We start from the raw sequence: 16,113 nt of genomic DNA on the forward strand, positions 1-16,113 counted from the left end.
GTCGTTCACTGGGGCATCCTAACTCCGAGGTCCGACGTGTGGCGGTGTGCGATGTCCCCGACGGCCCGTTCGAGGTTGGGGTCCTCGCCACGGGCGAGACCGGCGTACTCCAGGTCGTACTCGCCGTGCTCAGCGCCCGTGCGGGGGACGACCTTCACCCACACGCGTCGGCGCGGGACGAAGAGCGACGTCAGCAGCCCGAGCGTGGAGAGCAGCGCGAACCCGGCGACCCACGCCTGCGACGGGTCGTGGTGCACGTCGAGCGACACGTAGCGCTTGACGCCGTCGAACGTGATCGACCCGGCGCCGTCCGGCAGCTGCTTGGTCTGACCCGGCTCGAGCGCGATGCTCGCCGTGTCGGACTGGCGGCCGGCGATCTGCTGCAGGCCCTTGGTGTCGAGCGTGTAGACGCTCTGCGGCACCCCGCTGTCGAGCCCGAGGTCGCCGGTGTAGACCTGCAGCGTCAGCAGCGGGTTCTGCGTGTCCGGGTAGGCGCTCGTGTACGCACCGGAGGCGAGCTTCGACGCCGTCGGGTAGAAGAACCCGACCATGCCGAGCTGGTCCGGCAGCGCGTCCGGCACCTTGATGACGCCGGTGGACGTGTAGTTGGCGTCCTCGGGCAGGAACGGCACGACGTCCTGGAACGCCACGTTGCCCTCACCGTCGCGCACCGTGACGTTCATCGCGTAGCCGTTGCCGAGCAGGTAGACGTTGGTGCCGCCGACGTGCAGCGGGTCGTTCACGCCGAGGCGGCTGGTCTTCGACTCGCCGCCCTTCTCCTTGCTCGTGACGGTCGCCGAGTAGTCGAGCGCCTGGCCGAGGGCGTCGAGGTTGCGCTCCTCGTACTTCGTGACGAACTTGTCGAGCGTCAGGTTGTAGCCCTTGAGGTCGGTCTGCTGGAACCAGCGACCGGGGTTGAACGAGTCGTAGGAGCCGAGGACGTTCGAGAACGTCTGCCCCTCGACCAGCAGCCGCTGCCCGGTGAACCCGAACCCGCCGCCGACGCCGACGGCCAGCAGGACGCCGACGAGCGCCGCGTGGAAGACCAGGTTGCCGGTCTCGCGCAGGTAGCCGCGCTCCGCGCTCACCGAGTCGCCGAAGCGCTCGACGCGGTACCCGGAGCGCTTCAGGATCGCCATCGCGCGCGTCACCGCGTGCTCGGTGGACGGGAGGCCCGTGGTCGCGTCGATCCCGGTGGTGCCGTCGATCATCGCGTCGGGCTGCACCGCCACGGTGCGGAAGCCCGCCAGTCGCGTCAGGCGCGCGGGGGTCCGGGGCGGACGGGTCCGCAGCGCCTGCCAGTGGTGCTTCGTGCGCGGCACGATGCAGCCGATCAGCGAGACGAACAGCAGGAGGTAGATCGCCGAGAACCACACCGAGGTGTAGGTGTCGAAGACCTGCAGCTTGTCGAGGATCGGGTAGAGCGTCGCGTGGTCGGCCTTGTACTGGACGACGCCGTTCGGGTCGGCGGTGCGCTGCGGTACGAGCGAGCCCGGGATCGCCGCGAGGGCGAGCAGCATGAGCAGGAACAGCGCGGTGCGCATGCTCGTGAGCTGCCGCCAGAAGAACCGGAGGGTGCCGATGAACCCGAGCTTCGGCTGGTTGATGCCGGGGTCGCCGGGGCCGGAGCCGTCGACGTGGTCGGACGGTCGCTGCGGGTCCGACGCGGTGTCGGCCCCCGTCGCTTCGGTGTCGGGGTCAGATCGCGGGGACAAAGCTCTGGATCACCGCCCCGACACTCGACATGACGGCCGACCAGATTCCGGTGACCATGAGCAGACCGATGACGATCAGGATCGCTCCTCCGATGATGTTGACGGTGCGCATGTGGCGCTTCACGGCGCGGATCGCACCGGTGGCCCAGCCGGCCCCGACGGCGACCAGGACGAACGGGACGCCCAGACCCAGGCAGTACGCGACGCCGAGCCACATGCCCTGCCAGGCACTCCCCGACTGCACGCTGAGCAGGTTGATGGCGGCGAGGGTCGGCCCGAGGCACGGGGTCCACCCGAGGCCGAACACGATGCCGAGCAGCGGGGCGCCGACGAGTCCGGTCGCGGGCGTCCAGCTCGGCTTGATGGTGCGCTGCATGAACGTGAACCGCCCGACGAAGACCAGGCCCATCGCGATGACGACGACGCCGAGGACCTGCGTGATGAGGTCCCGCCAGCGCACGAGCCAGAACCCGAGCGCCCCGAACACCGTCGTGTACGCGACGAAGACCGCGGTGAACCCCAGGATGAACAGGAGCACCCCGAGCACGACCCGACCCCGGCGCTGCCCGCCCTCGGCGATCCCGCCGACGTACCCGAGGTAGCCGGGCACGAGCGGGAGCACGCACGGCGACAGGAACGAGACGAGCCCCGCGAGCGCCGCCACGGGCAGCGCAACGGCCATCTGGCCGCTCAGGATCGCGTCGGCGAAGGGGTTGGAGGCCACGGGTCAGGAGCCCTTGCCGGCGTCGAGTTCGTCGCTGATCAGGGTCTTCAGGATGCTCGTGCCGTCGACGGCACCGAGCACCCGGGCAGCCACGCGGCCCTTGGTGTCGAGGACGATCGTCGCCGGCACGGCGTTCGGAGCGATCTGACCGGACAGCGCGAGCTGCATCGTGCCGGTCTTCTGGTCGAGCACGGTTGGGTAGTCGACCCCGAAGGTGCGCTCGAAGGCAGCCGCGGTCGCTGCCTCGTCGCGGACGTTGACGCCGATGAATGCGACGTCGTCGGAACCGGCGTAGGACGCGTGCACCTTGTTGAGGTACTTCGCCTCGGCGCGGCACGGCGGGCAGCTCGCGTACCAGAAGTTCAGGACGACGACCTTGCCCTTGAGGTCCTTCGACGAGACGGTGTCACCGTCGGAGTCCTTCGCCTCGAAGTCCACCGCGTCGGACCGCTTGTCGGCGGTGACCTCGGTCACCGCGCCGTCGCCGGAGATGTAGTTCTGGGTGGTGCCGTTGCCGTACTGCTTGACCAGGTCACCGTTGTCCGACGAGCATCCCGACAGGACGAGCGCCGCGGCGACCGCCGTCGCTGCGAGGACCGCGAACCGTTTGCTGATGACGCTCACACTGCTCCTTCGTCGATGGCGGTCGCGCGCAGCTCCTGCGCGGGATCCGTGTACCCGACCTCGGTGAACCGACCGGTCGTCGAGGCGGGCACCCGTTCGACGGTGGTGATGCTCGACAGGTCGCAGCGGCGCTTGCGCGGGTCGTGCCAGAGCGACTCCCCCGCGAGCTTCCGGTGGACCATCCAGATCGGCAGCTGGTGGCTGACGAGGACGACGTCGCCGCCGTCGACGCTCTCCCACGCCGTGGTCATCGCCGCGAGCATGCGGTTGGCGATCGACTCGTACGCCTCGCCCCAGCTCGGTCGGAACGGGTTCGCGATCCAGGGCCACTCCGCCGGGCGGCCGAGCGAACGCTTCGTGAAGCCCGGGGGCTGCCCCTCGTACCGGTTCGTCGGCTCGATGAGCCGCTCGTCCAGCGTGACGTCGAGCCCGTACGCGGCCGACCACGGCGCCGCGGACTCCTGCGTGCGCTGCAGCGGCGAGGCGACGATCCGGCGCACGTCGACACCGGCATCCTGCCACGCGGTCGCCGAGGCGAGGGCCATCTGCTTGCCGAGGTCGCTCAGTCCGAAGCCCGGGAGCCGGCCGTACAGGACGCGGTCGGGGTTGTGCACCTCACCGTGCCGGACGAGGTGGAGTCGGGTGGCGGGCATGGGTTCCAGTGTAGGTCGCCCATCGGTGCTCACCGGCCCCACAGCCGATTCACCGGATGCGGAAGCGCTCAGCCGAGTTCGCCCGACAGCCGCCCGTGGATGGCCACCGACCCGGTGTTGAGACCCACGACCTCGACCGTGGACCCGTGCTTGGCGAAGCGTTGCTCGACGCCGTCCAGCGCCGCGACCGTCGAGGCGTCGAAGACGTGCGCGTCGGACATGTCGATGACCACGTGCTCCGGATCCTCGGCGTAGGAGAACCGGGTGACGAGGTCGTTCGACGACGCGAAGAACAACGCACCGCGGACCCGGTAGCGCACGGTGTGCTCGTCGACCGGCTCGCGCACGACCGTCACGACGTGGGCCGCCCGGCGTGCGAAGACGAGCGCCGCGACGACGACCCCGACGAGCACCCCGGTCGCGAGGTTCTCGGTCACGACGACCACCACGACCGTGATCAGCATGACCGCGGTCTCACCGAGCGGCATCCGTCGCAGGGTGCGCGGGCGGATGCTGTGCCAGTCGAAGGTCGCCACGCACACCATGAGCATCACGGCGGTGAGGGCGGCCATCGGGATCTGCGCGACGAGGTCGTGCAGCACGATCGTCAGGACGAGCACGGACGCACCGGCGACGAAGGTCGAGATCCGGGTCCGCGCGCCCGCGGTCTTCACGTTGATGACCGTCTGGCCGATCATCGCGCAGCCACCCGTACCACCGAAGAACGCCGATGCGATGTTCGCGACGCCCTGCCCCCAGGACTCCCGCCACTTGCTCGAGCCGGTCTCGGTGATCGAGTCGACGAGCTGCGCGGTCAGCAGAGTCTCGATGAGGCCGACGATCGCGACGCCGAACGCGTACGGCGCGACGATCTGCAGCGTCTCGAACGAGAACGGCGTCACGATGCCGTTGAACCCCGGCAGTGCGGTGGGCAGTTCGCCCTCGTCACCGACCGTGGGGACGACGACGCTGAAGAGCATGGTGATGCCGGTGATCACGACGACCGCGATGAGCGGCGCCGGGACCGCCTTGGTCAGGAACGGGAAGCCGACGATGATCGCGATGCCGAGGGCGGTCAGCGGCCAGACGACGAACGGGACGTCGTCGCCGAGCAGGTTGGGCAGCTGTGCGGTGAAGATGAGGATCGCCAGCGCGTTCACGAAGGCCACGTTGACGCTGCGCGGGATGAAGCGCATCAGTCGCGCGACGCCGAGGAACCCGAGGACGAGCTGGAACACGCCGCCGAGCACGATCGCGGGCACGAGGTACTCGATGCCGTGTTCGCGGACGAGCGGCGCGATGACCAGCGCCACCGACCCGGCTGCGGCGGACACCATCGCCGGGCGCCCGCCCACGATCGAGATCACGATCGCGATGATCACGCTCGAGAAGAGACCGACCGCCGGGTCGACACCGGCGACGACGGAGAACGAGATCGCCTCGGGGATGAGGGCGAGCGCGGTGACGATCCCGGCCAGGACCTCCCGGGTCAGCGTGCGGGGTGAGCGGAGGGCGGTGAGGACGCTCGGGGCAGCCGGCGCGTGTGTGATCACGGACATCGACGGGAACTCTACCCTCACGTGAGGGTAGAGTTGTGCGCCGTGAGCACCACCGACGCCCCGGACACGATGCACATCGGCGAGCTGGCGGACCGCGCCGGCATGTCCCTGCGGACGATCCGCCACTACGACGAGGTCGGTCTGCTCGTGCCGAGTGGCCGCACGACCGGCGGGTTCCGCGTCTACACCGCGCAGGACCTGGACCGGCTGCTCGTGATCCGCCGCATGAAGCCGCTCGGGTTCACGCTCGACGAGATGGCCGAGCTCCTCCGCGTGGTCGACGCCCTCGCAGCGAAGGACCCCGAGGACGAACGAGCACTGGCCGCACGACTCGACGCGTACCTGGACGACGCTCGCGCCCGCCACGCCAAGCTCGTCGAGCGGGCGGGCATGGCAGAGGAGTTCATCGGCACGCTCGGGTCACTCCGCGCGTCGCTCCCCTGACCGCACGGCGCCCGCCGCCGCGGTGGCCCCCAGGCGCGCGCGCTCGGCGCGGAGCCGCGCGCGCTCGTGATGGGCTACGTCCCATTCGCGCAAGCGACGCCGGATTTCGTCGTGCTCCCAGATGACACGGCGCGCCTTCCTCGGTCTGAACCGGTACTTCCGCCTGATGCGCTCTCGCCACTCGGCCTCTCGACGCTCCAAGAGCTCGACCACCGGATCACGCTCTGTCACTCCGTGTTCGTCCACGTTGCCTCGCTTCCCGTGATGAGTTCCAACACGATGTTGCCCACCGCCTCGTCGTCGTCGCGAAGAATCTGCATTTCGTACATCGCTTTCGCGCTGGCGCGACCGAGCTCGGCGCGACCGATGTCGTCGGCGCACGTCTGGTCGACCGTCCAGACGAAGCGGGACCACGCCCGGTCCCGCTGCTCGCGCGCGACGTCCCGCCGCCACCGGATGACCGCCCACAGCCCACCGACGAACGCGGCGATGAGCGTGAACGCCGCCGTGCACAGCGCTGCTGCCACGACCGCGACCGCCGCAGGCGGCCAGGTCGCGAGCTCCCCCGTCCCCGTCCCCACCCGGTCCCCCTCTCGTCCCGCGACCCGGCCACGTCGAGAACGCTACGGACCCGCGGGACGCCCCACGGGCCTCCCGGCCGACCTGTGGACGGCGCCGGACGCATGCCGCCCTGTGGAGGGGAGCACCCTGCGGACCGACGCCGCCGGACGCAGACGGTTAGACTCGACCACCGTGATCGAACGCACCCGCATCGCCGACCTCGCTGCCCTCCCCGACGGCCCCGTCTCCGTGGCCGGATGGGTCGAGACCGTCCGAGACCAGAAGAAGGTGCAGTTCGTCGTCCTCCGCGACGAGTCCGGCGCCGTCCAGCTCGTGAACCCCGCCACGCGCGAGGCCGAGGACGGTGACGACGCCGCCCAGGCCGCGCTCGCCACCACCAACGAGATCTCGGGCCTCGCCCACGGCACCTTCATCCACGCCACCGGCACCCTGAAGCACGACGAGCGCGTCAAGCTCGGCGGCCTCGAGGTCAAGGTCGGCGCGCTCGAGGTGGTGAGCGCCGCGATCCCGGAGACCCCGATCGCCGACGACTCGTCGCTCGACAAGCGGCTCGACTGGCGCTTCCTCGACCTGCGCAACCGCAAACAGAACCTGATCTTCCGCATCCAGACGACGCTGGAGCACGCGTTCCGCACCTACTGGGTGGACCGCGACTACATCGAGATCCACACCCCGAAGCTGATGGCGTCGGCCTCCGAGTCGCGCGCCGAGCTGTTCCAGCTCGAGTACTTCGAGACGACCGCCTACCTGGCGCAGTCGCCGCAGAACTTCAAGCAGATGGCGCAGCCCGCCGGCTTCGGTGCCGTGTTCGAGATCGCCGACGCGTTCCGCGCCGACCCCTCGTTCACGAGCCGGCACGCGACGGAGTTCACCAGCGTCGACGCCGAGTTCTCGTGGATCGAGTCCCACGAGGACGTCATGGCGATGCACGAAGAGGTCCTGGTCGCCGGCATCACCGCGGTCAAGGAGAAGTACGGCAAGGACATCGAGGAGGTCTTCGGCTTCGAGCTGCAGGTCCCCGCGACGCCGTTCCCCCGTGTGACCCTGGCCGAGGCCCGGAAGATCGTCGCGGACAGCGGACACGACGTCGTGCGTGCCGACGGCGACCTGGACCCCGAGGGCGAGCGCCGCGTCGCCGCCTGGGCGAAGGAGCACCACGGGTCGGAGTTCGTCTTCGTCACCGAGTACGACGCCTCGATCCGGCCGTACTACCACATGCGGAAGCCGGGCGACCCGACGCTCACGAACAGCTACGACCTCATCTTCAACGGTGCGGAGATCTCCACGGGCGCGCAGCGCGAGCACCGCGTCGACGTGCTCGAGGCGCAGGCCGTCGAGAAGGGCCTCGACCCCGAGGAGCTCGGCTGGTACCTCGACTTCTTCCGCTACGGCGTGCCGCCGCACGGCGGGTTCGGCATGGGCCTCGCGCGCGTGCTCATGCTCATGCTCGGCGAGCCGTCCATCCGCGAGGTCACGTACCTCTTCCGTGGCCCGACGCGCCTGACCCCGTAATCACGTCACGCGTCGCCCCTCGCGGGCGCACATGGTGAACAGAAATGGTCGCCTCCCGATGTGGGAGGCGACCATTTCTGCTCACGAAGCGCCGCAGCGCACGCAGCGCCGGGGGCGGGACGGGAGGCCCGGCTCAGCGCTCCCAGTCGATGGCGGCCCGCCCCGTGACCAGTCCACGGATCTCGGCTGCGGCGGCCTGGTGGTCCGGGTGCACCTGGTACTCGTCGAGTCCCGCGAGGTCGTCGAACGACGCGACGACGGCGACGTCGCTGTTCTTGTCCGGGTAGGCGACGTTCTCGACGACCTCGAGCGAGCGGATCGACCCGATGGTGCCGGTCAGGCCGGTCAGGAGTTCGCGGATCCGGGCGATGGACGCGGCGCGGTCGAGGTCCTCGCGCAGGGTCCAGGCGACGACGTGGGAGATCATGCGGAGGCACCGGCCTTCTCGAGGGCACGTGCGAGCCGATCGGCGTCGACGTGCCAGTTGCTGTGGACGCGCCCGTCGACCAGCACGACGGGGATGTCCTCCGCGTACTCCTGGCGGAGGGCGTCATCGTCGAGGATCGAGCGTTCCTGCAGGGTCACGCCGGGGTGTTCGGCAACGACGCGCTCGACCACGGGTCGGGCGCCGTCGCAGAGGTGGCATCCGGGCTTCGTCAGGAACGTCACTGCGGGCATGGCTCCAGCGTAACCTGCGGCCCGAGCCCCCTGGGGAATGCGAAAGCCCCGGCGAACCGGGGCTTGACGCTGCAGGCTCGGGGCCTACTTCTTGTTGCGACGCTGGTGGCGCGTCTTGCGAAGCAGCTTGCGGTGCTTCTTCTTCGCCATGCGCTTGCGACGCTTCTTGATGACAGAACCCATGTGGACCTCGCTCGGACTGTGCTGATGTATCGGACACCGGGCCGTCGAGACCGCGGAAAATCAACCCGGCCGAGTCTACCGGAGGGCTGACGCGATGTCGAACGCGCCCGGAACGGACGTGCGTGCGCTCAGCCGACGTCTGCGATGCCACCGCGCAGCACGTCGGCGACGGCTGACTCGGGGACACGGAAGGACCGGCCGAAACGGATGGCGGGGAGCTCACCGGCGTGGACCATGCGGTACACGGTCATCTTCGAGACACGCATCATCTCGGCGACCTCAGCGACGGTGAGGAAGCGCACGTCGTCGAAACTGCCGGTCATGATCCGCCTTCGGTGGCTCGCACGCGATCCGCGCACGGGTTTGGTGTGACCTGTGTGGTCACTGGCAACTGTAGAGGCGCGTGCGACCCAGTGTCCAGGCTCAGTCTTCGTCCCCGCGGCGGGTGAAGCGCTTGCGGCTGCGGTCGACGACACGCTCCCAGCCCTGCTGCGCGCCGGAGATCGCCGCGGTGGCTCGGTAGGACGCCTCGGCCATGACACGCCCGAGCTCGGTGCCGACCTCGACGGTGGCCTTGCCGGCCGCCCCGTTCCGGCGCACCGACACGGGTTGACCGTCGGGGGTCCACGCCGTGGTCGCGGGCATGCCGTCGGCGTCGACCGCGCCGGTGAACGGCAGGACCCAGTCCTCCAGGGACACGAGCGGTTCCGGGTCGAGCCGGTAGAAGCGGTGCTGCCCTTCCTCGCGGCTGGTGACGAGGCCGATGTCGCGCAGGACGCGGAGGTGCTTCGACACCGTCGGCTGGCTGACGCCCAGTCGTTCGACGAGCTGCCCGACGCTGAGTTCCCCGCCGGTGACGTCCGATCCGTACGCGGCGAGGAGGGTTCCGAGCAGCTCACGCCTCGTGGGGTCCGCCACGACGGAGAAGATGTCGGCCATGCGGCAAGGCTAGCCGGGGCACCTCGGATGTACCATGACGAACCGTCCCGGCCCATGTCCTCGGAGGCATACGATGCTCGACCGCACCGAGCCGCTCCCGCGGCACGTGACCGTCACCCGGCGACGGGGCGGACGGATCGCGACGGTCCTGCGATCGTCGCCGTCGCGATTGGCGATCGTGGTGTTCATCGCCCTGATCTTCGTGTTCACGGCGCTGTTCATGACACCGTGGGCCGCCGCGGACCGGACCGGCACGCACTTCTCGGACGCGCTGTTCACGGCGGCCTCGGTGGTGTGCGTCACCGGCCTCGCGACCGTCGACATGGCGACCCACTGGTCGGTCTTCGGCAAGGTCCTCGTGGTGATCGGCACGCAGATCGGCGCGGTGGGCGTGCTGACCTTCGCGTCGATCCTCGGGCTGTTCGTGACCCGCAAGCTCGGGCTCCGCGCGAAGCTGATGGCCGCGGGCGACTCGAACCCGCTCCGCACCCACCACGGTGCCGTGCCCGAGGGGCAGGCCGTCCGCCTCGGTGAGGTCGGCACCCTGCTCGCCACGGTGGCCGTGAGCACCCTGTCGATCGAGATCGTCCTCGGCCTGCTGCTCCTGCCGTCGGTGCTGATCGCGGGCATCCCGTTCTGGACCGCGGTCGGCGACTCCTTCTACTACGCGGCGATGGCGTTCACGAACACCGGCTTCTCGCCCAACGCGGACGGCCTCGACCCGTTCGCCCACGACTACTGGTTCCTGACGCTCCTGATGATCGGCGTCGTGGCGGGGTCGATCGGGTTCCCCGTCATCCGTGCCCTGACGAAGCAGCTCCGCACGCCGCGCCGCTGGCCGATCCACGTCAAGCTGACCCTGGCCACGAGCGCGGTCCTGCTCGTCGGCGGTGCGATCGTCTACACCGCGCTCGAGGCCTCGAACCCGACGACCTTCGGCGAGGAGGGCGCCGGGCGGACCGCGTTCCAGGCGCTCTTCCTGTCGACGATGACCCGCTCGGGCGGCTTCTCGCTCGTCGACTTCGACCAGCTGAACGGGTCGAGCCTGCTCGTCACCGACATGCTCATGTTCATCGGTGGCGGCTCCGCGTCGACCGCCGGCGGCATCAAGGTCACGACCCTCGCGGTGCTGTTCCTCGCCGCGGTGGCCGAGGCCCGCGGCCGGCAGAGCATGGAGGCGTTCGGGCGCCGCATCCCCAGTGACGTGCTGCGGGTCGCGGTCGCCATCGTGCTCTGGGGAGCGACGATCGTGGCGGTCGCGACCGTGGTGCTCCTGCAGATCACGGATGACTCGCTCGACCGCGTGCTGTTCGAGGTGATCTCGGCGTTCTCGACCAGTGGTCTGTCCTCCGGCGTGTCCGCGGACCTGCCCGAGTCCGGCAAGTACGTCCTGGCCGCCACCATGTTCCTCGGCCGGGTCGGTACAGTGACCATCGCCGCAGCCCTGGCCGCGAGTCAGAGCCGGCAGTTGTTCCGCCGTCCCGAGGAGAGGCCGATCGTTGGCTGACCGAACCCGTCCCCCGCACCCGATGGGTGCGATCAGTCACGACGCACCCGTGCTCGTCATCGGCCTCGGCCGCTTCGGCGCCGCCACCGCCGGTCAGCTCGAGCGGCAGGACCGCGAGGTCCTCGTCGTCGACACCGACGCCGGCCTGGTGCAGAAGTGGTCCGACCGGGTCACGCACGCCGTGCAGGCCGATGCGACCGACATCGACGCGCTGCGGCAGATCGGTGCGCAGGACTTCGCGATCGCGGTCGTCGGGACGGGCAGCGACCTCGAGTCGAGCGTGCTGATCACGGCGAACCTCGTCGACCTCGGCATCCCGCAGATCTGGGCGAAGGCCATCAGCCGCTCGCACGGAACGATCCTGTCCCGCATCGGCGCGAACCACGTCGTCTACCCGGAGCGTGAAGCCGGGGAGCGCACCGCACACCTGGTGTCCGGGCGCATGCTCGACTTCATCGAGTTCGACGACGACTTCGCCGTGGTCAAGATGTTCCCGCCACGGGCCGTGCGCGGGAAGGACCTCGCCACCACGGTGATCCGCACCCGGTTCGGTCTGACGGTGCTCGGCATCAAGCCGCCCGGGAGCCCGTTCGTGCCGGCGACGCCGGAGAGCATCATCGGCGAGGACGACGTGATCATCGTCTCGGGTTCGGAGACCGACCTGGAGCGCTTCGCGGCGTTCGAGTAGGTCCGCCCGCGCCCCTACGACGCGGCGATCTCCTCCGCGCGCGCGATCGCGGCGCGCGACGCGCGCAGGAAGGTGTCGGCCAGATCGGCATCCTGCAGCACCGCGACGGCCCGCTCGGTGGTGCCCTTCGGGCTCGTGACGGCACGCCGCAGGTCGGCGGGCTCGCGATCCGACCGGTCGAGCAGCTCCACGGCGCCGCGCAACGTGCCCTGCACCATCGTGGCCGCCTGGTCCGGGGTGAAGCCGAGCGCCTCGGCAGCGCGCTGCCACTCCTCGACCAGCAGGAAGACGTAAGCCGGGCCCGAACCGGACACCGCGGACAGGGCGTCGAGCTGCGTCTCGGGCACCTCGATCACCTGTCCCGAGGCGGTGAACACCGACGACGCGAGCGCGACGGCGTCGGGGTCCGCGGACGCGCCGGCGCTGACCCCGGTGACGCCGTGGCCGACGCCGATGGGCGTGTTCGGGAGTGCACGGACGACGCGCACACCGGCCGGCACCCGCGACTCCATGCTCGCGGTCGTGGTGCCGACCGCCACGCTGACCAGCACCGCACCGGGCTCCAGGTCCGCTGCGACCTCGTCGAGCAGGTCCGCGATCATGTACGGCTTCACGCCGACGACGACGAGCGCCGCGCCACGGACAGCGCGGCGGTTCGCATCGGGGTCGGTGTCGCTCGCGGTGGCGTCGAGCCCGCGCTGCCGGTGGGCGGCGGCCGACCCCTCGGACTTCGTCGTGAGGGTCACCGTCGCCGGGTCGAGCCCGGCGGCGAGCAGGCCGTCGAGGACCGAGCCGGACATGGAGCCGACGCCGAGCAGGGCGGTACGAGGCAGGTCGATCGTCATGCTCCCGACCCTACCGACCGGCCTCGCCTAGGATCGTCTTCCAGATCGGGAGAAGGGGACAGCTGTGAGCGCTTCTGGAGGCACGAAGGCGATCCTCGCCGCACTCGGTGCGAACGTCGGCATCGCGATCGTGAAGTTCATCGCGGCCGCGATCAGCGGGTCCGCGTCGATGCTGGCCGAGGGCGTGCACTCCCTGGCCGACTCCGCGAACCAGCTCCTCCTGCTGCTCGGCGGACGCCGTGCCCGTCGCGCCGCCGACGAGGAGCACCCCTTCGGCTACGGGCGCGAACGCTACGTGTACGCCTTCGTCGTCTCGATCATCCTGTTCTCCGTCGGCGGGGTGTTCTCGCTCTACGAGGGCATCGAGAAGCTCGCCCACCCGCACCCGCTCGAGAACTGGTGGCTGCCGCTCGTCGTGCTCGTCATCGCGATCGGGCTCGAGGGCTTCTCGCTCCGCACTGCGCTGAAGGAGGCCCGGCCGCAGAAGGGCACGCAGAGCTGGGTGCAGTTCGTCCGTCGCGCCAAGGCCCCGGAGCTCCCCGTCGTGATGCTCGAGGACACCGCCGCCCTGCTCGGTCTGGTCTTCGCCCTGTTCGGCGTCGGGCTGACCGCGATCACCGGCAACGGGGTCTTCGACGCGATCGGCACCATGCTCATCGCCGCCCTGCTCATCGCCGTCGCGGTCGTCCTGGGCATCGAGACGAAGAGCCTGCTCGTCGGCGAGGGTGCCACGGCCGCCGACGTCGAGCGGATCAAGCACGCGGTGCTCGACGGCCCGGAGGTCGACGCGATCATCCACATCAAGACGCTGTACCTGGGCCCGGACGAGCTCATGGTCGGCGTGAAGGTCGCCGTCGACGGCGACCGCCGCCTGGGGGACGTCGCCGCCGGCATCGACACCGTCGAGCACCGCGTGCGCACCGCGGTGCCGATCGCCCGCGTCATCTACGTCGAACCCGATGTGCTCCGCACCGGTCCGCGTCCGCCGACCGAGGCGATCGTCATCCTCGCCGCTGACTGAAGAAGGCGTCGAGCAGCGCGGCGCACTCGCGCTCGAGCACGCCGCCGACGACCTCGGAGCGGTGCGGCAGCCGGCGGTCCCTGGCGATGTCGTAGACGCTGCCGGTCGCGCCCGCCTTGGGGTCCCAGGCACCGAACACGATCCGGGGCACACGCGCTGCCAGGATCGCCCCGGCGCACATCGGGCACGGCTCGAGCGTCACGACGAGCGTGTGCCCGTCGAGGTGCCAGTCCCCGGTCACCGCGGCCGCCGCACGGAGCGCGAGCACCTCGGCGTGCGCGGTCGGGTCCTGCAGTGCCTCGCGCTCGTTCCGGCCGACGGCGACGACCTCGCCGTCGCGGTCGAGCACCACCGCCCCCACGGGGACGTCGCCGGTCGCCAGGCACGCGCGGGCCTCGTCGAGCGCGCGTTCCATCGCCGGGACGAACGGACGGGCAGCGGGCGCTTCCACGGGACCTCCTGGCGGTCGGCAGCACGGTAGGCTCGACCCTATGCGAGTCCACGTCGCCGACCACCCGCTCATCACCCACAAGCTCTCGGTGCTCCGCGACCGGACCACACCCTCCCCCACGTTCCGCGCCCTGACCGAAGAGCTCGTCACGCTCCTCGCGTACGAGGCCACGCGCAACGTCCGGGTCACCGCGACGCCCATCGACACCCCCGTGGCGCACACCATGGGCGTCTCGATCGCCAAGCCGCGTCCGCTCGTCGTCCCGATCCTGCGTGCCGGCCTCGGCATGCTCGAGGGGATGGTCAAGCTCGTGCCGACGGCCGAGGTCGGGTTCCTCGGCATGGCCCGCAACGAGGAGACCCTCGAGCCGCAGACCTACGCCGAGCGCCTGCCCGACGACCTGTCCGGCCGGCAGTGCTTCGTGCTCGACCCGATGCTGGCCACCGGTGGCACCCTCGCCGCCGCCATCGACTTCCTGTTCGCCCGCGGCGCCGAGGAGGTCACGTGCGTGTGCATCCTCGGCGCACCCGAGGGACTCGCGATGGTCGAGCAGGCCGTCGGCGACCGCAACGTCTCGATCGTGCTCGGCGCCCTCGACGAGAAGCTCGACGAGAACGGGTACATCGTGCCCGGTCTCGGCGACGCCGGCGACCGCCTCTACGGACTGGCCGAGTAGGCAGTCGACGTCACCCACGATCGACGGGAGGCCCGTGGCGACACCGCCACGGGCCTCCCGTCGTCCGTCAGCCCGGTCCACCGCCGCCGGTGCGCGGAACGCACCGTCCACTCGGACGGTTGACACCGCCTTGGTATACCGCCGATACTCGTCCCATGACTGCAACCGTGTCCACCCGCGTCCTCTCCGAGGTCCAGGGGACTGCCGGCATGATGATGCCGGTCGCCGTCATGCGTTGTCGAATGTGTGCCTGATCGGCACCCGTTCCAGCCGGATCCCCCGCGACACCACCCCGGTCGCGAGCGTGTGATCCCCGGGTGACGGACACCGTCGACGACGCGCACCACGTCACGAGGTCTGTCTCCCGTTCCCCCGGGTCCGCCCCGGTCCACAGCAGGACCGCAGGGCACGACGGCATCCAGCCGTACCCGGGTCGACGCATTCGACACCGCCGCACGCGCCACACGCGCACCGGCCACATCGCCCGGAGAACCACCATGTCGCTCACCATCGCCCAGCCCCGCACCGCGCTCCGCACCGCCGCTCCGACGCCGACCGACCTCGGGACCGTCACCCCGATCCGGCCCCGTCCCGCGACGCCGGCCACGACCGGCCAGACCGCCGTGCCGACCAGCCCGGTCGTCGCACCGCAGCGCAACCGCTCGCTGCCGGAGGGCACCGAGGCCCGTGGCTTCGCGCTGTACGTCGGGATCGACGAGGCGAAGGCGGCAGCAGCCGGCACCACGCTCGCGGCCGTCGTCGAGCAGCTGAAGGCGCTCACCGCGCAGCTCGTCCCGAACTCGGAGACCTACGCGGCCGTCGCCGTCGCCGCGGAGCAGTCCGGCGGCCGCGACGTCGACGTCGTCCGGCTGGCGTTGCAGGACCGCTCCGCCGTCGCCGCGCGCAAGCAGGCCGAGAAGCCCGAGCCGGAGGAGACCGGGGTCGTCATCGACATCTCCCGGAAGCGCGTCACCCTCGACGGTGAAGCAGCACCCCTGACGTACAAGGAGTTCGAACTCCTGCAGTTCCTGGTGCTGCGCGAGGGCCAGACCGTCGACCGCTCGGCGATCATCGACGGTCTGTGGTCGGACGGCGAGGACGAGACCCCGAACGAGCGCACCATCGACGTGCACGTGCGCCGTCTCCGCTCCAAGCTCGGCGCGTTCGAGGAGATCGTCCGCACCGTGCGCGGCGTCGGGTACCGGTTCGACCGGCACGCCGACGTGGCCGTCCGCTACGCCTCGACGCCGTCGCCCGACCTCTTCTGATGCTGATCGGTCGCTCTTGGTGAACTCGCAGCGAACGACCCTCG

General features: G+C 70.4%; 20 protein-coding genes. 7 read left to right on the forward strand and 13 right to left on the reverse strand.

Going from position 1 to position 16,113, the window contains the following annotated elements:
* Nucleotides 1–5: 5 nt before the first annotated feature.
* The 5 genes from ACGH48_RS13405 to ACGH48_RS13425 all read right to left on the reverse strand — a co-directional run bounded on the left by ACGH48_RS13405 (nt 6) and on the right by ACGH48_RS13425 (nt 5,275).
* Nucleotides 6–1,715, reverse strand: a complete 1,710-nt coding sequence (locus tag ACGH48_RS13405; protein ID WP_396288930.1) for a cytochrome c biogenesis protein ResB — start codon at nt 1,713–1,715, stop codon at nt 6–8.
* Nucleotides 1,699–2,397, reverse strand: coding sequence for a cytochrome c biogenesis CcdA family protein (locus ACGH48_RS13410; RefSeq protein WP_123314083.1), 699 nt, complete (start codon nt 2,395–2,397; stop codon nt 1,699–1,701). The genes ACGH48_RS13405 and ACGH48_RS13410 overlap by 17 nt, the downstream gene beginning before the upstream one ends.
* 45 nt (nt 2,398–2,442) lie before the next feature.
* On the reverse strand, nt 2,443–3,063 hold the full coding sequence (locus ACGH48_RS13415) for a TlpA family protein disulfide reductase (RefSeq protein ID WP_396288931.1): 621 nt from the start codon (nt 3,061–3,063) through the stop codon (nt 2,443–2,445).
* A complete protein-coding gene (locus ACGH48_RS13420) occupies nt 3,060–3,716 on the reverse strand; it encodes a histidine phosphatase family protein (RefSeq protein ID WP_123313855.1) in 657 nt (218 codons plus the stop codon). Before ACGH48_RS13420 ends, ACGH48_RS13415 begins: the two co-directional genes overlap by 4 nt.
* A gap of 68 nt (nt 3,717–3,784) precedes the next feature.
* On the reverse strand, nt 3,785–5,275 hold the full coding sequence (locus ACGH48_RS13425; protein ID WP_396288933.1) for a SulP family inorganic anion transporter: 1,491 nt from the start codon (nt 5,273–5,275) through the stop codon (nt 3,785–3,787).
* A 69-nt stretch (nt 5,276–5,344) separates the two neighbouring features.
* Here ACGH48_RS13425 and ACGH48_RS13430 point away from each other — a divergent pair, with 69 nt between their 5' ends.
* Nucleotides 5,345–5,719 carry a MerR family transcriptional regulator gene (locus ACGH48_RS13430; RefSeq protein ID WP_123314084.1) on the forward strand — a complete coding sequence of 125 codons (375 nt, stop codon included), beginning with the start codon at nt 5,345–5,347 and terminating at the stop codon, nt 5,717–5,719.
* A 227-nt stretch (nt 5,720–5,946) separates the two neighbouring features.
* Here ACGH48_RS13430 and ACGH48_RS13435 read toward each other — a convergent pair whose 3' ends face one another.
* On the reverse strand, nt 5,947–6,300 hold the full coding sequence (locus ACGH48_RS13435; protein WP_123313858.1) for a hypothetical protein: 354 nt from the start codon (nt 6,298–6,300) through the stop codon (nt 5,947–5,949).
* Nucleotides 6,301–6,472: 172 nt separating this feature from the next.
* On the opposite strand from ACGH48_RS13435, the gene aspS reads away from it, so the two are divergent.
* Nucleotides 6,473–7,813: an aspartate--tRNA(Asn) ligase gene (gene aspS, locus ACGH48_RS13440; RefSeq protein WP_123313859.1), complete on the forward strand. Its 1,341-nt coding sequence runs from the start codon at nt 6,473–6,475 to the stop codon at nt 7,811–7,813.
* 133 nt (nt 7,814–7,946) lie between these two features.
* Here the strand turns inward: aspS and ACGH48_RS13445 are convergent, their stop codons facing one another.
* The 5 genes from ACGH48_RS13445 to ACGH48_RS13465 all read right to left on the reverse strand — a co-directional run bounded on the left by ACGH48_RS13445 (nt 7,947) and on the right by ACGH48_RS13465 (nt 9,613).
* Complete coding sequence (locus ACGH48_RS13445) at nt 7,947–8,240, reverse strand: Dabb family protein (RefSeq protein WP_123313860.1); 294 nt, start codon at nt 8,238–8,240, stop codon at nt 7,947–7,949.
* Nucleotides 8,237–8,491, reverse strand: a complete 255-nt coding sequence (locus tag ACGH48_RS13450) for a glutaredoxin family protein (RefSeq protein ID WP_396288934.1) — start codon at nt 8,489–8,491, stop codon at nt 8,237–8,239. The genes ACGH48_RS13445 and ACGH48_RS13450 overlap by 4 nt, the downstream gene beginning before the upstream one ends.
* An 84-nt stretch (nt 8,492–8,575) precedes the next feature.
* On the reverse strand, nt 8,576–8,674 hold the full coding sequence (locus ACGH48_RS13455; protein WP_003792170.1) for a 30S ribosomal protein bS22: 99 nt from the start codon (nt 8,672–8,674) through the stop codon (nt 8,576–8,578).
* Between the two features lie 128 nt (nt 8,675–8,802).
* Entirely contained in the window at nt 8,803–8,997 is a 195-nt protein-coding gene (locus ACGH48_RS13460) for a helix-turn-helix domain-containing protein (protein WP_022902482.1), read from the reverse strand.
* Between the two features lie 100 nt (nt 8,998–9,097).
* Nucleotides 9,098–9,613, reverse strand: a complete 516-nt coding sequence (locus tag ACGH48_RS13465) for a helix-turn-helix transcriptional regulator (protein WP_123313861.1) — start codon at nt 9,611–9,613, stop codon at nt 9,098–9,100.
* A 73-nt stretch (nt 9,614–9,686) separates the two neighbouring features.
* Here ACGH48_RS13465 and ACGH48_RS13470 point away from each other — a divergent pair, with 73 nt between their 5' ends.
* Together ACGH48_RS13470 and ACGH48_RS13475 are read left to right on the forward strand one after the other, a co-directional pair.
* On the forward strand, nt 9,687–11,120 hold the full coding sequence (locus tag ACGH48_RS13470; protein WP_340197443.1) for a TrkH family potassium uptake protein: 1,434 nt from the start codon (nt 9,687–9,689) through the stop codon (nt 11,118–11,120).
* Nucleotides 11,121–11,142: 22 nt separating this feature from the next.
* Nucleotides 11,143–11,808 carry a TrkA family potassium uptake protein gene (locus ACGH48_RS13475; protein WP_123313863.1) on the forward strand — a complete coding sequence of 222 codons (666 nt, stop codon included), beginning with the start codon at nt 11,143–11,145 and terminating at the stop codon, nt 11,806–11,808.
* Between the two features lie 14 nt (nt 11,809–11,822).
* On the opposite strand, the gene proC is transcribed toward ACGH48_RS13475, so the two are convergent.
* Nucleotides 11,823–12,653 carry a pyrroline-5-carboxylate reductase gene (gene proC, locus ACGH48_RS13480; RefSeq protein WP_396288935.1) on the reverse strand — a complete coding sequence of 277 codons (831 nt, stop codon included), beginning with the start codon at nt 12,651–12,653 and terminating at the stop codon, nt 11,823–11,825.
* A 64-nt stretch (nt 12,654–12,717) separates the two neighbouring features.
* Here proC and ACGH48_RS13485 point away from each other — a divergent pair, with 64 nt between their 5' ends.
* Nucleotides 12,718–13,674, forward strand: coding sequence for a cation diffusion facilitator family transporter (locus tag ACGH48_RS13485; protein WP_340197441.1), 957 nt, complete (start codon nt 12,718–12,720; stop codon nt 13,672–13,674).
* On the opposite strand, the gene ACGH48_RS13490 is transcribed toward ACGH48_RS13485, so the two are convergent.
* Entirely contained in the window at nt 13,655–14,089 is a 435-nt protein-coding gene (locus ACGH48_RS13490; RefSeq protein ID WP_396291132.1) for a nucleoside deaminase, read from the reverse strand. The genes ACGH48_RS13485 and ACGH48_RS13490 overlap by 20 nt on opposite strands.
* A gap of 76 nt (nt 14,090–14,165) precedes the next feature.
* Between ACGH48_RS13490 and upp the strand changes: the two genes are divergently transcribed.
* Together upp and ACGH48_RS13500 are read left to right on the forward strand one after the other, a co-directional pair.
* Complete coding sequence (gene upp / locus ACGH48_RS13495; RefSeq protein ID WP_071290729.1) at nt 14,166–14,801, forward strand: uracil phosphoribosyltransferase; 636 nt, start codon at nt 14,166–14,168, stop codon at nt 14,799–14,801.
* Nucleotides 14,802–15,298: 497 nt separating this feature from the next.
* The gene (locus ACGH48_RS13500; protein WP_123313866.1) at nt 15,299–16,069 is read left to right on the forward strand and encodes a winged helix-turn-helix domain-containing protein; all 771 of its coding nucleotides are present in this window, start codon (nt 15,299–15,301) and stop codon (nt 16,067–16,069) included.
* The last annotated feature ends 44 nt before the right edge of the window (nt 16,070–16,113 follow it).

The organism is Curtobacterium pomorum (assembly GCF_044497295.1).
In the GTDB taxonomy this organism is placed as follows: domain Bacteria; phylum Actinomycetota; class Actinomycetes; order Actinomycetales; family Microbacteriaceae; genus Curtobacterium.

What these genes read in the sequence shown, in the direction of transcription:
- ACGH48_RS13425 (WP_396288933.1), bottom strand. Translation starts at nt 5,275, where the DNA reads ATGTCCGTGATCACACACGCGCCGGCTGCCCCGAGCGTCCTCACCGCC.
- ACGH48_RS13500 (WP_123313866.1), top strand. Translation starts at nt 15,299, where the DNA reads ATGTCGCTCACCATCGCCCAGCCCCGCACCGCGCTCCGCACCGCCGCT.
- ACGH48_RS13430 (WP_123314084.1), top strand. Translation starts at nt 5,345, where the DNA reads ATGCACATCGGCGAGCTGGCGGACCGCGCCGGCATGTCCCTGCGGACG.
- ACGH48_RS13445 (WP_123313860.1), bottom strand. Translation starts at nt 8,240, where the DNA reads ATGATCTCCCACGTCGTCGCCTGGACCCTGCGCGAGGACCTCGACCGC.
- ACGH48_RS13475 (WP_123313863.1), top strand. Translation starts at nt 11,143, where the DNA reads ATGGGTGCGATCAGTCACGACGCACCCGTGCTCGTCATCGGCCTCGGC.
- ACGH48_RS13420 (WP_123313855.1), bottom strand. Translation starts at nt 3,716, where the DNA reads ATGCCCGCCACCCGACTCCACCTCGTCCGGCACGGTGAGGTGCACAAC.
- ACGH48_RS13470 (WP_340197443.1), top strand. Translation starts at nt 9,687, where the DNA reads ATGCTCGACCGCACCGAGCCGCTCCCGCGGCACGTGACCGTCACCCGG.
- ACGH48_RS13460 (WP_022902482.1), bottom strand. Translation starts at nt 8,997, where the DNA reads ATGACCGGCAGTTTCGACGACGTGCGCTTCCTCACCGTCGCTGAGGTC.
- ACGH48_RS13450 (WP_396288934.1), bottom strand. Translation starts at nt 8,491, where the DNA reads ATGCCCGCAGTGACGTTCCTGACGAAGCCCGGATGCCACCTCTGCGAC.
- proC (WP_396288935.1), bottom strand. Translation starts at nt 12,653, where the DNA reads ATGACGATCGACCTGCCTCGTACCGCCCTGCTCGGCGTCGGCTCCATG.
- ACGH48_RS13410 (WP_123314083.1), bottom strand. Translation starts at nt 2,397, where the DNA reads ATGGCCGTTGCGCTGCCCGTGGCGGCGCTCGCGGGGCTCGTCTCGTTC.
- ACGH48_RS13490 (WP_396291132.1), bottom strand. Translation starts at nt 14,089, where the DNA reads ATGGAACGCGCGCTCGACGAGGCCCGCGCGTGCCTGGCGACCGGCGAC.
- ACGH48_RS13465 (WP_123313861.1), bottom strand. Translation starts at nt 9,613, where the DNA reads ATGGCCGACATCTTCTCCGTCGTGGCGGACCCCACGAGGCGTGAGCTG.
- upp (WP_071290729.1), top strand. Translation starts at nt 14,166, where the DNA reads ATGCGAGTCCACGTCGCCGACCACCCGCTCATCACCCACAAGCTCTCG.
- ACGH48_RS13455 (WP_003792170.1), bottom strand. Translation starts at nt 8,674, where the DNA reads ATGGGTTCTGTCATCAAGAAGCGTCGCAAGCGCATGGCGAAGAAGAAG.